We start from the raw sequence: 15128 nt of genomic DNA, 5'->3' as shown, positions 1-15128 counted from the left end.
ATGACCCATAATAAGATAAACTGCCCCGCGAGCGCTGATTGGATTCGATATATTTCGGACTGGACAGACGCACTTAATCAGTTATAAAAGATTATTTATAAAAGAACATTGTTATAAGGTACATCATTATGGAACAAGCACAAAACGCGGTAGAAAAAAGACCTGTATTCATGCCTAGAGTCAACAGTGACAATCTGGTAAAAACAGATATGGTTCGGTTTGAGCGCCATGTGGGGTTTGCGAGTCGGCAAAAGAAAAAATCTATCAATGATATGCATCAAGTTATTCGCAAAAAATATGGATTTAATCACGTTTTAGAGCTGTCGAGTAAATCGGGTAATAAGTTGAGTTTTTTACTCAGCCCTTTGAGCCTAAAGCTAACTAATGAGAATGGTGGCGAGCAGTATAGTGTCGAAAACGCCTTTCAAAGCAGTATGGTTTTTGAGGATGGTGGCCCCTATATCGACTTGCTAAGTGCACCGCCCAGACAAGCCAAAAAAGATGAGCGATTAATAACCTCGGGTGAACTCATTGGCTATAATTATTTCGGTATGGAGTGGAGTGTAGAGCCATTAACGACGTTTTATGATTGGCTATATGTGAATGCGCTAAAGCAAAACCCTCAGCTGCATGAAGAGGTCATGCAATATCAAGCCTTTACTGATATGGAGTTTAATCCAAAGAAATCTATCCATGGTGCAGCTTATGCACTGGCTATGTTTGTGGCGCTCCATAAACGAGAGCTACTGGATAATGTTGAAGATCCAGCGGTATTTTTTAACTTATATCATGACTTTAAAGTGAGTAACACCGAGGAGCTTTTGGAAGCGGGCTGGATCTGATCACTAGACCAGCGCTCAATTTAGTATAAGAAATTGGTGAACCAATTTTCTTGCTAGGCTGTAGTGGAATAATAACCTTAGACTGTGCTTAAAAGAAGCGATGTGATACGAAGTACCACATCTATTATCATGGAAGAAAATAAAAACAGACTATGAAAACTGATACCAATCCTTCGCTTGCGTTTAGAAGATACCCTTCGACGACTGCGCTGCAATGCTTCGAGACAGCGGCTCGTCACCTAAGCTTTACTAATGCTGCCTTAGAGCTGCATATGACGCAAAGTGCGATAAGCAAGCAAGTGGCGCAGTTAGAAGAGATGCTGAATATATCTTTGTTTTATCGTACCTCGCAGCGTATTTCGTTAACGCCTGCCGGCAAATCTTATTATATTGATGTACTAAGTATTCTTAAGCATATTGAGACTGCGACGACCAATTTGATGTCGCATAGCAGTAATTTGGAGGTGCTAAAAATGGTCTCGCATCCCACCTTTTGTGCACGTTGGCTGATTCCTGCGCTTCACGGCTTTAGTCAGGAAAACCCTTTAATTAGGCTGGATATTAAAGAGCAGGTAGGTCCATTTTTCTCCGAAGAGCATGATATCGATATTGCGTTCTTATACGGAGAAGGGACGTGGTCGGGAATGCAAAACGTTAAATTGTTTGATGAGTACTGTGTGGCGGTTTGTCGCCCTGATTATTTGCAAGGTAAAGACTTGCAACCGCAGCAGTCGGACAGCTATGTGCTGCTACAGCTGAGCTCACGGCCTAGCGCATGGTACGAGTACTTTAAGCAGCAGCAGATTAGCTTGGATGGTACGTTTGTAGGTCCACGTTTTGATACGTTTCATGCTTGCATTTCGGCAGCATTAACCGGTTATGGCGTTGCCTTGGTGCCGTTACGTTTGGTGGCTCCCGAGCTGCAATCGGGTCAGCTGGTGATGGCTTGGCATTATGCGGCCAAGGGGAGAGGGGCTTACTATATGTCTTATCCTTTATCGCTTGGCAACTCGCACAAGACCAAAGTGATGCAAGAGTGGATTGCACGCTACTTAGAGACGTCCAGTCAGAGTCAGGTGGAGTTAGCCAGTTTGCTTGGCATCACTTGTACGAGTGTCAGCCATGGATAACGACAGTAATGTGATTAACTGCTAAAAGCCAGTGGTGAAAAAAACAATCGCTTCAATCAGACACGATGACAAAAAGGAATGCCCGCCCAACTATTATTCGTTTGCCCAAATCCTAGGTTTTTGTTGAAATGAGCGTCTAACTCAAGGAAGATGAGAGACGTTCATGGATTCGTTGTATAACGTTACCGATGCATTCACCATGGTGCATCCAGTGACCCTTAGCAAAGGTAAAAATGCGCACGTTTGGGATACGAATGGCAAGCGCTATATTGATTTCGTCGGTGGTATCGGCGTATTAAATTTTGGTCATTGTCATCCGCATATCGTGGACGCTATCATCGATCAATCACAAAACCTCATTCACTACGCCTACAATGCGGCAGGTCACCTGCCTTACCAAAAGCTCATGCCGAGACTTTGCGATTTAGTTCCCATTGCAGGCGAGCTTGCAGGCATGTTGACCAATTGCGGCGCCGAAGCGACCGAAAATGCGATCAAAATTGCTCGTATGAAGACCGGTCGTGTCGGTGTGATTGCTTTTGATGGGGGCTTTCATGGCCGTACCCTCGCAGCTGTCAACCTCAATGGTAAAGTTGCCCCGTATAAACGCGGTCTTGGCCCTCTTGCCGGCAGTGTCTATCATATTCCATTCCCAAGCCCTGACAATAATATCAGTGACGAGCAAGCCATTGATGCTTTGCTGCGCCTGTTCGAAGTCGAAACTGATATTAGTAACATCGGCGCTATCATTGCAGAACCGGTTCAAGGCGAAGGCGGTTTTCAATTAATGTCACCAAAATTTGCTCAATACCTACGTAAGTTCTGTGATGATAATGCCATCTTACTCATTATGGATGAGATTCAGTCAGGCTTTGGGCGTACGGGTACACCGTTTGCTTTCAGCCATCTAGGTATCGAGCCCGATATGGTATTGCTGGGTAAAAGTATCGCCGGAGGTCTACCATTAGGGGCAGTCATTGGTAAAGGCACTGTGATGAACGACTTACCAAAGGGCAGCTTGGGCGGTACTTATTCTGGCAACCCAGTAGCATGTGCTGCTGCCAATGCCACGCTCGATATCATGGCAGAAGATGCCGTATGGGACTCAGCAAAACACTATCAGCAGACTATAGAATCGACGATAGTACAGTGGCAACAAGAGGGTCTAACGCCTTGGTTGTATGGACTAACGGGTATCGGCGCTATGCGCGGTATTGAACTGCGTCATCCATCTCATGGTACGCACCCAAGCGTGATGACTTATATTTTAGCGGAAGCTCGCAAGCAAGGATTGTTGTTGATGCCTAGTGGTAAATACCGCCATATCATTCGCTTATTACCGCCATTAACGATTGAGCCTGAAACCCTACAAGAAGGCCTCGATATCTTAAAAGGCATCCTAGCATCTATCCCAAATGAGCTGCCGATTCAATGAGTATTTTTGCTTGTAGCTTCTATTTGGCTACATAAAGCAGCCATCATTTTTAACTATTATTCATCTGTCATCATAACCAGTTTAAGGAGAATAACCGTGAGTTCAGAGCATCTAATCTCAAACCAAAAAAATATGAGCAGTGACGATACCCGTCATCGTTTTTCGCTCGCTATGTCAAATATGTATCAAAAAGAAGTGCCGCTGTATACTGATCTTATGAATCTGGTCGCTGAGGTTAATCAGGATGTATTGGACAAGCAGCCTGAGATTTCTGAACAGCTTAAGAATACTAATGAAATCGATAGACTCAGCATGGAGCGCCATGGAGCGATTCGATTGGGTGCTGCGGCAGAGCTTACGATGATGCGTCGTTTGTTCGCAGTTATGGGCATGTATCCGGTCGGGTACTATGATCTAGCGCCTGCTGGCGTGCCAGTGCATTCTACAGCGTTTCGCGCGATTGATACGGCATCGCTCAATAATAGCCCGTTTCGCGTATTTACCTCATTGTTGCGTTTAGATTTGATTGGCGATGAGACGCTCAAGCAACAAGCCCAAGCGGCACTGGATGCACGCTGTATCTTTACCGATGACGCGATCAAACTGATTAAAATTTATGAAAACGAGGGCGGTCTAACGAATGAGCAGGGTGAGCAATTTGTCCAAGAAGCGTTAGAGACTTTCCGCTGGCATGAGCAGTCGCCTATCTCGAAAGATGTATATGAGCAGTTGGCAGGTCAGCATCAACTGATTGCCGATGTGGTTGGGTTTAAAGGACCACATATCAATCATTTGACCCCAAGGACGCTAGATATCGATGCCGTCCAGCAAGGTATGCAGCGCCGCGGGATTACACCAAAAGCGATCATTGAGGGACCGCCACGCCGTCACTGTCCTATTCTTTTGCGCCAGACCAGCTTTAAGGCATTAATAGAGCCAGTGAGTTTTAAAGGTGCTGACGGTCAGTATGAATCCGGTCAGCATACCGCTCGCTTTGGTGAGATTGAGCAGCGCGGTGTAGCCCTGACCCCAAAAGGCCGTGCCCTTTACGACCAATTGCTAACCGAAGCTCGTAAAAAGTTGGGTACGACCCCAAATGAAGACAATGCTGAGCAATATTATCGATTATTAAGCGAATCTTTTGTCGCTTTTCCAGACGATTATAAGACACTGCATCATGAGCAGCTTGCTTATTTCCTTTATCAAGTAGCTGATAAAGAGGCTTTTGCAAACCACATTATAGATTCACCGTCAAACGAGCTCTCTGCTGCCGATCTGCAAAGCCTGATTGAGCAAGATATCATTCTTATTGAGCCGATTGTTTATGAAGACTTTTTGCCTGTGAGTGCAGCCGGTATCTTCCAGTCCAATCTTCATAGTAATAGCGAGAACAGCTATGACGGTCAGTCCAATAAGCAAGAATTTGAGCAAGCCTTAGGCATGCGTGTGCAAGATGAATTGGCATTATATGCGCAGCGGCAGAATGAGAGTCTACAGGTATGTTTGGCCTTGCTACGACAAGTGGCTTAAAGCAATTTATGGTTAAAAGACAAAACAGTGGCGCTGTGAAAAACATTTTTTTAGAGCAGTCAGGTTTAATCCGCTTTAATACAGTGAGGATGATATCAGTCAATATATTGATTCAGTAAGATTTTATCCACTAAGTTTAAAATGCCATTCCAAAAATGAATGACAGCAAGAAATTTATTATTTTGCAACTTAAGCGACGGCAGGGTAGTTTATAGATCTGCACGGACGTAACGAAATACTATACAAAGGAGTCAGTATGATTAAGCAATACATGTCAGCCATGGGCGTCGACGAAAGCCAGTACCAAGCAGGCGATTTCGCAGTCTATAGTCCTATCGATGGTGAAGTCATCGGTAAGGTCGCTTTGCATCAAGTGAACGATGTCGACACACAAATACAAGATGCTAAAAAAGCCTTCAAAGAATGGCGTACAGTGCCTGCTCCTAAGCGTGGCGAATTGGTCCGTATTTTAGGCGAAGTGCTCCGTGAGCACAAAGAAGATCTAGGCGCGCTAGTTTCTCTAGAAGCCGGTAAAATCAAAGAAGAAGGTCTAGGCGAAGTCCAAGAGATGATCGATATCTGCGACTTTGCAGTAGGTCTGTCTCGTCAGCTTTATGGTTTGACTATCGCCTCAGAGCGTCCTGGTCACCACATGCGCGAAACTTGGCAGCCATTAGGCGTCATCGCGGTCATCTCAGCTTTTAACTTTCCCGTTGCTGTTTGGTCATGGAACACGGCGCTAGCCTTGGTCTGTGGTAATCCTGTGATCTGGAAACCTTCAGAAAAAACCCCTTTAACTGCCATCGCTTGCCAAGCGCTGTTTGAGAAAGCCCTAGCCAAATTTGGCGATGCGCCTGCCAATCTATCTCAGCTCCTATTGGGTGAAGCCGATGTCGGTAATGCGTTGGTTGAGCATAAAGATGTGGCTCTCGTCAGTGCTACGGGCAGCACACGTATGGGCAGAATCGTAGGGCCAAAAGTCGCTGAGCGTTTCGGTAAGTCTTTACTAGAGCTTGGTGGCAACAACGCCATGATTCTAACGCCAAGTGCTGATTTAGACCTAGCCTTACGTGGCATTCTGTTCTCAGCTGTTGGTACGGCAGGTCAGCGCTGTACCTCGCTACGCCGTCTATTTGTTCACGAATCTGTAAAAGACGATATCTTACCACGCGTAAAATCTGCTTATTCAACAGTGAGTATCGGACATCCACTAGAAGGCAACTTGGTCGGTCCACTCATTGACCAAGATAGCTTTAATAATATGCAAGATGCCTTGACCAAAGCCCGTGCAGCCGGCGGTACAGTGACTGGTGGTGAGCGTGTTTTACAAGATAAGTATCCAAACGCTTACTACGTGACGCCTGCTATTGTTGAGATGGATGCGCAAAATGATGTCGTCCGTCATGAGACTTTCGCGCCTATCTTATATGTCATGACCTATACAGACTTCGACGAAGCTTTAGAGCTACAAAATGACGTACCACAAGGCTTATCTTCTTGCGTCTTTACCAATGACTTGCGTGAAGCTGAGCTGTTCTTAAGTGCCCGCGGTAGTGACTGTGGTATTGCCAACGTCAACATCGGTACCAGCGGTGCTGAGATTGGTGGCGCATTCGGCGGTGAAAAAGAAACCGGCGGTGGTCGTGAGTCAGGCTCTGATGCCTGGAAAAACTACATGCGTCGTCAGACCAATACGGTCAACTACTCAACTGAGCTACCACTAGCACAGGGTATTAATTTCGGTTAATGCAAGCCATAGTTGCTAATGTAAAAGTGTGTTTTTAGCCAGTTAAGCGCGCGTTATGTGCGCTTAACTGCCCTTAGCATTACTTGTATCCTTTTAAATTCTGCTTTGAATCTTAAAACCGTCAATAAGCCGCAAAATAGCGGATAGCCGTTTTAATTAAGATTACTGTTTAACGCTCTATTTTTTAAACCCTTTTAATGATTCATGAATATCTTTCAAATATTTATTTTGATTGATGGCAATACTTTATTCTTTAACATTATTATTAAGTTATTGTTTTAATTGATTATTTAATATAAATGCATTTAGAGAAGTGACTTAGGTCACTAGATTGGTTTGCATCTGACCAATGAGCAACACCGTACGATGACTATATACCAATGGATTTGGTTTTAACTACTAGGATAGGTAGATATATTATGATTGCAGATAAACCTCACAAACCGCATGACCCTGATATCGAAGGTTATGATCCTTCTTCTAGCTTCCTGCTAGATATTGCCCCACTGATATTGACTGCCATTATTCTAATGGTGCAATTTTTTGTCTTTAAAGATTTTACTCCGCATATTCCGCTAGCATGTGGCATCTTGATTACCGGTCTGTTCATGAAGTTACGTGGGCGCAGCTGGGACGGTATGGAAGAGCGTTTCTTAAAGGTTGTGAAAATTGGTCTGCCTGCCATGATCATCTTGATGGGTGTAGGGATGCTCATCGGTGCTTGGATTATCGCTGGTACCGTACCCACTATTTTATACTACGGCTTTAGCGTTTTTTCTCCCTCCTCATTCCTAGTCTCTGTTTGTCTTATTTGTGCCATTATTTCAGTAGCAACGGGTACCTCGTGGGGCACGGTTGGTACAGTCGGTTTAGCTATGATGGGTATCGGTCTGGGATTAGGTATTCCTCCTTCACTCACAGGTGGTGCCATCGTCTCTGGTGCTTTTTTTGGCGACAAAATGTCTCCGTTGTCTGACACCACGAACTTAACACCAGCTGCTGCCGGCGTGGATCTTTGGGACCATATCCGTGGCATGTTGCCGACGACTGTACCTGCCATGGTGACTGCTCTGATTCTCTATGCTTGGATTGGTATGAGCTACGGCGCAGACAATGTCGATCTCACTTCAATCAAAGAAATACAAACCTCATTAGCAGCGAACTATAACCTGAGCATTATTACTTTATTACCTGCTGTCGTCGTCGTCATTGCAGCTGTTATGAAAATGCCAGCCATTCCAACGGTATTGTCAGGTGTGGTAGTCGCAGGTCTTGTCGCATTTTTTATGCAAGGCGTTGGTGTCCATGACATCTTTAACGTCCTACAAAATGGCTTTAAAAGTGAGACCGGCTTTGCTGTGGTTGATCAACTGTTGTCTAAAGGTGGCGTGATGTCCATGACTTGGGTCGTGACCTTAACTATCTTTGCACTAGCTTTTGTCGGTTCAATTGAGCATTACGGTACATTAAAAGCCATCATGGCCAAAATCAACAACATGGTGAAGTCGAGATTTGGTTTAGTGATTACGACTTATGCCAGTACCATCGGTGTTGGTACGCTTATCGGTGATGTCTATACCACGCTAGTCTTACCGGGTCGTCTGCTCAAAGATAAGTATAAAGAGATGGGTTACAAGCGCACGACGCTTACTCGCTCTATCGAAGATACGGGTACGCTGTTATCGCCACTTATTCCTTGGAACATGGGCGGTAGCTTTGTCGCGGCAACCCTAGGTATTGCGACCTTAACTTACGCGCCATTCGCCTTTGCCTGCTGGTTATCACCATTGTTTGGCTTGCTATGGGTCGTCTTAAATAAATTTATTCCTCGTGAAGAACCGACTGTCATCGATAACACAAGCACGCTCTCTACCGTAGAAAACGTATAATTTAGAAGGAACTTGAGATGTTGCAAGAGCAATGTTTGTGGAGCGTCACTGCGCCCAAAACTCACCACTACGATACCCTAACGAGCGAAACGCAAACACGAGTTTGTATCATCGGCGGTGGTTATACTGGACTGTCTGCTGCGATCCATCTGGCAGAGCAAGGAGTGGCGGTGGTGTTACTAGAGAGTAAGATCATCGGTAGCGGCGGCTCAGGACGCAATGTGGGTTTTGTGAATGCCGGTACTTGGGCCCGTCCTGATGACCTCAATAAAATCATGGGAGAAGAGGTTGGTGAACGTTTAGGGACTGCGCTCGGTCATGCGCCAAGTCTCGTGTTTGACATCATCGATCGCCATCATATTGATGCAAAGGATACGCGTACGGGCAATATCCATATGGCACACAATGCCAAGGGTGAAGCCGATGTAGATATCCGCTACGATCAGTTGATACGTCGCGGTGTTCATGCCGAGGTATTGACCGGTGCGCGCTGTCATGAATACTGCGGGACAACCAGTATCAATAAGGCGCTGCTCGATCATCGTGCGGGCACTATTAACCCATCTGCATACGTCAATGGCTTAGCGGCAGCCGCGACTAAACTGGGCGTACGTATCTATGAGCACTCGGCGGTAACTTCAGTTGAGAAGTCTGATGGTAATTGGTATGTGCGTACGGCTGATGCGGCGGTGAAAGCTGAAAAAGTTATTATCGCGACCAATGCTTATACCGAAGGCGAATGGACAGATATTAAAAAGACGTTCTATTTGGTCGATTACTATCAGATTGCCTCCGAGCCATTGACCGGTGAAGCGGCAAATCGAATATTGCCTTATAAAACGGGCGCTTGGGATACGCGATTGGCATTGTCCAGTATTCGCCGTGATAACGAGGGTCGTCTGCTCCTTGGCACGGTCGGTGGCAAAGCCATGAAGTCCAAAACCTTCTATCAAAACTGGGCGAATGTCGTACAAAAGAGCTATTTCCCAGATCTGCCTAAATTTAAGTGGCAGTATGAGTGGTACGGTCACTTTGGCTTTACGCAAGACCATATCATGCGTATCTTTGAGCCAGAAGACGGTATCCTTGCCGCGACTGCATACAATGGGCGTGGGATTACCACAGGTACTATGATTGGTAAATGCTTTGCCGATTATATTATCTCAGGTGACCGCGACGTCTTGCCATTACCCTTTAAGACGATTAAAGAAGCTAAGGTGAGCATGTCTGGACTGCGTTCGGGCTATACGGAGATGGGGCTGACTTTGTATCATATGGGTCAATGTCTCAAAATCATAGCCTAGTTTTTTGACGCAGGGCGTTGTGTTTATTTATTGCCGCCGCTGATTTGGCGGAGAGATTAAGTGAACGGCACACTGCTTTTATTTATTTGGAGTGTATATTGTGACTGATTTTTCAGCACTGCCTACTTTAGAAGCTGCGCATATAGAAGCTATACATACAGAATCTGGGTATGCTTCAACCGTGCTAGCATTAACTCAGCAACTATTGTCTATACTGCAAGAGCAGCATGGTTATGATATATCACAGATTAAGACAGATGCCGTGAGCTTAGAGCATTGGGGTAAAGACTGGACCAAACATTTTGCGCCAGCACCCTCTGCGATCGTATTTCCGAAATCTACTGAGCAAGTCCAAGCCTTAGTAAAGCTGGCAAATGAGCACAATATTGTCATCACACCGAGTGGTGGTCGTACCGGGCTATCCGCAGGTGCAGTCGCTAGCAATGGTGAGATAGTTGTCAGCCTAGATAAGATGAATAAAATTGGTCAGTTCTATCCGGCTGATCGTTTGGTAGAGGTGGAGGCCGGTGTGATTACTGAGCAGCTACAGCAGTTTGCTGAAGCGCAGGATTTGTATTATCCGGTCGATTTTGCCTCAGCAGGTTCAAGTCAGATCGGTGGTAATATTGGTACCAATGCGGGCGGGATTAAAGTGATTCGCTATGGCATGACACGTCAATGGGTAATGGGTCTAACTGTCGTGACGGGCAAAGGTGATATCCTTAAGCTGAATCGAGGCATGGTTAAAAACGCTACTGGCTATGATTTACGTCAATTATTTATTGGCGCTGAAGGCACATTAGGTATCGTCACCGAGGCACAAATGAAGCTTGACCGTCCACCCCAAGATTTGACCGTGATGGTGCTCGGCATGGATGAATTTGACCATGTGATGCAGGTGTTAGCGGCTTTTCAGGCACAAATTGATTTGACTGCGTTTGAGTTCTTTGATGAGGTGGCGATTGAGAAATTAATGGCGACTGGGCATGTGCAAGAGCCGTTTGAAGCTCGAACGAAATACTACGTTTTATTAGAATTCGAAGCGCCGTATGAGCCGATTATGGATAAGGCAATGGCTATCTTTGAAGACTGTATGGAGAATGGTTGGATAGTCGATGGGGTAATGAGTCAGAGTATGGCTCAGGCGATGGACTTGTGGAAGCTGCGCGAGTATATCTCTGAGACGATTTCAGTATTCACGCCGTATAAAAATGACATATCAGTACTCATCAGCCATGTGCCAAACTTTATCCATGATATAGAAACGATCGTAAACGCCAAATATCCAGATTTTGAGATTTGCTGGTTTGGACATATCGGCGATGGCAACTTGCATCTCAATATTTTAAAACCCAAGAATTTATCAAAAGACGAGTTCTTTGAGCAATGCCAAACGGTGAATGATTCTATCTTTGAGGTAGTGCAGCAGTATGGTGGTTCGGTCTCAGCAGAACATGGCGTGGGTATGACTAAAAAGCCTTATCTACACTATAGCCGTAGCGAAACCGAGATTGATTATTTGCGTGAGATTAAGAAAGTGCTCGATCCCAATGGTATTATGAATCGCGGCAAGATTTTTGATCTTTAGTTGAGTGATATCGTAATCAACTAAGACTTATTCTCAATAAAAACTATAAGGAAGCCTCATGAATATTTTAGACAGCAAAACGGTAAAGAGTCAATTGACCATGACCATGGCTATCGACTCAATCGAGCAGCTGTTGATCCTACAAGCGCAGCATCCAGAGTGGATTAAGTGCCCTGAGCGCTTGGTCATTCCGACTTTCACTGCCAGTGATAAAAGCAGTGGCTCACATCTATCGATGCCTTCAGTATTGTTCGATGGGCATGAAGAATTTGCTATCGTTAAACTGGTCACCATTTGTCCAGATAATCCAAAGCGCAATCTACCGACGACTACCGCTGTGGTAAGTGTCTCAAACAATGATACTGGTGAAATCCTTGCCTTCATGGATGGTGTTTATGTCACTCAAGTACGTACGGCAGCGCTATCAGGTATCGCGAGCAAGTATTTAGCAAAGCCAGATAGCCAGCAAGTGTCAGTCATCGGCTGTGGTGGTATGGCATATGAGCAGCTGAATGCTGTGCTCACTGTGTGTCCAAAGATCAAAAAGGTAACGCTATGGAATCGAACTGCTAAGGGTGCAAATACCTTTAAAACACAGTTTTCTGAACAGTATCCAGAATGGTCGGTCACCATCGAAGTCTGCGAAGATATCGCGAGCGCTGTAAAAGATGCCGATGTGATTAACTTGGCGACACGTGCAACCGAAGGCTTGTTTGAGATAAACCAAATTAAAGCCGATGTACATATTAATGCGGTAGGTGCTTATCAACCTGAGATGAAAGAAGTCAGTGATTCCGTCATTGAAGGCTGCTCACATGTCTTTATTGATGATATCGCGGGCGGACGTCATGAAGCGGGCGATTTGATTCAGGCGGATGCTGCTGAGGGTTGCAGTTGGACTTGGGAGGATTTAAGTGGCGATTTAGCTGACTTGGTCACAAAAAATATTACTATCAATCAAGATAAAAAAGGCGTCACGTTATTTAAGTCGGTCGGTGCGGCCAGCTTTGACGCGGCAGTCGCTTTGAAAGTTGCTCAAAAAGCTAAAGACGAAGGTCTGGGTCAGCTGATTACTTGGGGGTAGTGATATGCGCTATGACGTTATTGTAATTGGTGCCGGCATAGTAGGAACCTCTATCGCTTGGCATCTGCAGAAAAACAATGCTCAAGTTCTCTTGTTAGATAAAAAATGCCCAGGAGAAGAAACTTCCTATGGTAATGCAGGTATTATTACAAGAGAGGCGGTAAATACAAAACCGTTCCCTAGAAGCTTTAAGGAGATATCTAGAATATTACCCAATAAAAGTGCTGATATTCGATACCGTTGGTCTGCAATATATCGTCTTCAGCGCCCATTATTACAGTATTGGATTCACTCAAGTCCAAAAAACGTTGAAGAGATCGATGACGAGTGGGCTACGCTCATTCAGCATTGCACAGACGAGCATGAGCCTATGATTAGAGCGTCAGGCGCTGATGAACTGGTCAGTAAAATAGGTTGGATTGAGCTTCATCGTAAATTAAGCAATTTTGAAAAATCAATTAATAAAGCGGTAAAAGCGGCGGATAAAGGCGTGGAGTATCAGGTTCTATCGCTAGCAGAGCTCCAAGCGCTAGAGCCAAATGTGAACTTTACAGATTATGTCGGTGGTATACGCTGGAAAAACTCTTGGCAGATAAAAAATCCCGGCAGTCTTGTGAAAGCATATGCTAAAAATTTTGAAGCAATGGCAGGAGAGATAAAACAATCCACCGTAAAAAATATGATACAGACAGAAGAGGGCTGGCAGGTCATTACCGATAGCGAAACCTATTTATGTCAGAATTTGGTCATTGCTGCTGGTCCTTGGTCAGCTGATCTTATTAAACCATTGGGTTATAAAATTCCTCTATTTCCTATGCGTGGTTATCATCAACACTTTAAAAGCACCGACCAAAACGCATTTTCTCATAGCTTGTTTGATGTAGATAAAGGGTTTGTGATGGGCACAATGGATCAAGGCGTGAGAATCACGACTGGCGCTGAAATGGCATTGTTAGATGATCCAAAAGACTTTAATCAGTTAGAGACTGTACTGACTTTTGCAAAAAAAGTGTTGCCGCTTGATGCTGCTGTTGAATCTGAAGCATGGTGTGGGACAAGACCATGTATGCCAGACATGAAGCCAGTTATTGGGCCTGCATCAAAACACGATAATTTATGGTTTGCTTTTGGTCATGCTCATCAAGGTCTGACACTTGGACCGGTGACAGGACGTCTCATTGAGGAGATGATTCACGGTAAGCCATTATTTATTGATGCTCAGCCATTTAGTAGTAGACGCTTCGATTCCAATCTTTAATAAACATAGGTCTTAATAAACGTATCTTTTAACCCCGCTAGACCACCTTTTTAACGTCCTTTACAGGCTTAATATTTATTAAGTCTGTCGTCAAAACATCCCTTACTCCCTCCTTTTTCTACTATAAAACTAGCAACATGAATTTTACTCATCTTTAATTTAAATAGTATCATTTTTATTCATGTTTTGGTTCGGGTATGATTCATCTCATACACAAATTCGGTTTTATCTCAAATACTGAGATTAGATTAAGGTAGCGAATTATCATGAGTAAACAATTTATATATTCCATCTCGAGCATTCGTTTTGATGAAAATTATCAGCCTGCAGACAGCACCCGTCTGACGACTAACTTTGCGAATTTGGCTCGTGGCGAGAGTCGTCAAGAGAACTTACGCAAAACGCTGACTATGATAAACAATCGTTTCAACGATCTAGCACATTGGGACAATCCGACAGCCGACCGTTATTCTGTTGAAGTTGATATAATTTCTGCCGACTTGGATATTGAAGGCAATGGTCATACATTCCCAGTCATCGAAACGCTAAAAACAACGATTATTGATCATAAAGAGAACAAACGTATTGATGGTATGATTGGCAACAGCTTCTCATCTTATGTGCGCGATTATGATTTTAGCATCGTATTGCCAGCACATTTCGATAACCATCCTGCATCGCCACCACCAGCCGATTTTGGCGATTTACATGGCAAACTGTTTCAACATTTATTAAATTCAGGTGCCTATAAAGCCAATTTTAATAAACAACCGGTGATTTGCCTAAGCGTTTCAAGTAGTAAAACCTATCATCGTACGGGCAATCAGCATCCTGTATTAGGGACTGAATATAGACAAGATGGCTGCGCTTTGAACAAAGGATCATTGACCGATGAGTACTTTTCCAAAATGGGCTTGACGGTGCGCTATTTTATGCCTGCCAACAGTGCTGCACCTTTAGCATTTTATTTTTCTGGTGACTTATTGAGTGATTACACCGATCTTGAGCTAATCAGTGCGATCAGTACCATGGAGACCTTCCAAAAGATTTATCGACCTGAAATTTACAATGCCAACTCGACCGCCGCTCAAATATATCAACCCAGCTTGAAGTACCAAGATTATTCACTGACGCAAATTGTGTATGATCGCGCGGAGCGCAGCCAGATGGCAGTAACACAAGGTAAATTTACGGAAGACGAGTTCATTAATCCTTACCAAGACATTCTTGAAGAATGGGCGGCAAGCTATGATGTTGCAAGCGAGACCGTTCAAAGAGAAGCGGCTCAAAAAGAAATGGCTAAAAAACAGGCAGCTTAAGC

11 protein-coding genes are annotated in these 15128 nt (G+C 44.5%); all 11 read left to right on the top strand.

Translation table 11 applies throughout. The features are described from left to right. The first annotated feature begins 128 nt into the window (after positions 1–128). The 11 genes from OEG80_RS08060 (at position 129) to OEG80_RS08010 (ending at position 15126) form a co-directional block, all read left to right on the top strand. Positions 129–842: a DarT1-associated NADAR antitoxin family protein gene (locus OEG80_RS08060; protein WP_263240276.1), complete on the top strand. Its 714-nt coding sequence runs from the start codon at positions 129–131 to the stop codon at positions 840–842. A gap of 152 nt (positions 843–994) precedes the next feature. Next, entirely contained in the window at positions 995–1972 is a 978-nt protein-coding gene (locus OEG80_RS08055; RefSeq protein ID WP_020443167.1) for a LysR substrate-binding domain-containing protein, read from the top strand. Between the two features lie 163 nt (positions 1973–2135). Then, positions 2136–3407, top strand: a complete 1272-nt coding sequence (locus OEG80_RS08050) for a 2-aminoadipate transaminase (protein ID WP_263240274.1) — start codon at positions 2136–2138, stop codon at positions 3405–3407. 132 nt (positions 3408–3539) lie between these two features. Continuing rightward, positions 3540–4937 carry a 2-oxoadipate dioxygenase/decarboxylase HglS gene (gene hglS / locus OEG80_RS08045; protein ID WP_263242491.1) on the top strand — a complete coding sequence of 466 codons (1398 nt, stop codon included), beginning with the start codon at positions 3540–3542 and terminating at the stop codon, positions 4935–4937. Between the two features lie 256 nt (positions 4938–5193). After that, a complete protein-coding gene (gene amaB, locus OEG80_RS08040) occupies positions 5194–6684 on the top strand; it encodes an L-piperidine-6-carboxylate dehydrogenase (RefSeq protein ID WP_263240272.1) in 1491 nt (496 codons plus the stop codon). 419 nt (positions 6685–7103) lie between these two features. After that, complete coding sequence (gene nhaC, locus OEG80_RS08035; protein WP_149492589.1) at positions 7104–8573, top strand: Na+/H+ antiporter NhaC; 1470 nt, start codon at positions 7104–7106, stop codon at positions 8571–8573. A gap of 17 nt (positions 8574–8590) precedes the next feature. Beyond that, positions 8591–9877: an L-pipecolate oxidase gene (amaA, locus tag OEG80_RS08030; RefSeq protein WP_263240269.1), complete on the top strand. Its 1287-nt coding sequence runs from the start codon at positions 8591–8593 to the stop codon at positions 9875–9877. A 181-nt stretch (positions 9878–10058) separates the two neighbouring features. Next, positions 10059–11465: an FAD-binding oxidoreductase gene (locus OEG80_RS08025; RefSeq protein ID WP_263242489.1), complete on the top strand. Its 1407-nt coding sequence runs from the start codon at positions 10059–10061 to the stop codon at positions 11463–11465. Between the two features lie 58 nt (positions 11466–11523). Further along, entirely contained in the window at positions 11524–12549 is a 1026-nt protein-coding gene (locus OEG80_RS08020; protein ID WP_263240267.1) for an ornithine cyclodeaminase family protein, read from the top strand. Between the two features lie 4 nt (positions 12550–12553). Beyond that, complete coding sequence (locus tag OEG80_RS08015; protein WP_263240266.1) at positions 12554–13807, top strand: NAD(P)/FAD-dependent oxidoreductase; 1254 nt, start codon at positions 12554–12556, stop codon at positions 13805–13807. Between the two features lie 266 nt (positions 13808–14073). Beyond that, positions 14074–15126 carry a DUF1852 domain-containing protein gene (locus OEG80_RS08010; protein ID WP_263240263.1) on the top strand — a complete coding sequence of 351 codons (1053 nt, stop codon included), beginning with the start codon at positions 14074–14076 and terminating at the stop codon, positions 15124–15126. Positions 15127–15128 lie beyond the last annotated feature (2 nt).

It is taken from the genome of Psychrobacter sp. SC65A.3, from assembly GCF_025642195.1.
In the GTDB taxonomy this organism is placed as follows: Bacteria; Pseudomonadota; Gammaproteobacteria; order Pseudomonadales; family Moraxellaceae; genus Psychrobacter; species Psychrobacter cryohalolentis.
This window is presented reverse-complemented; position numbering and strand designations above follow the sequence as displayed.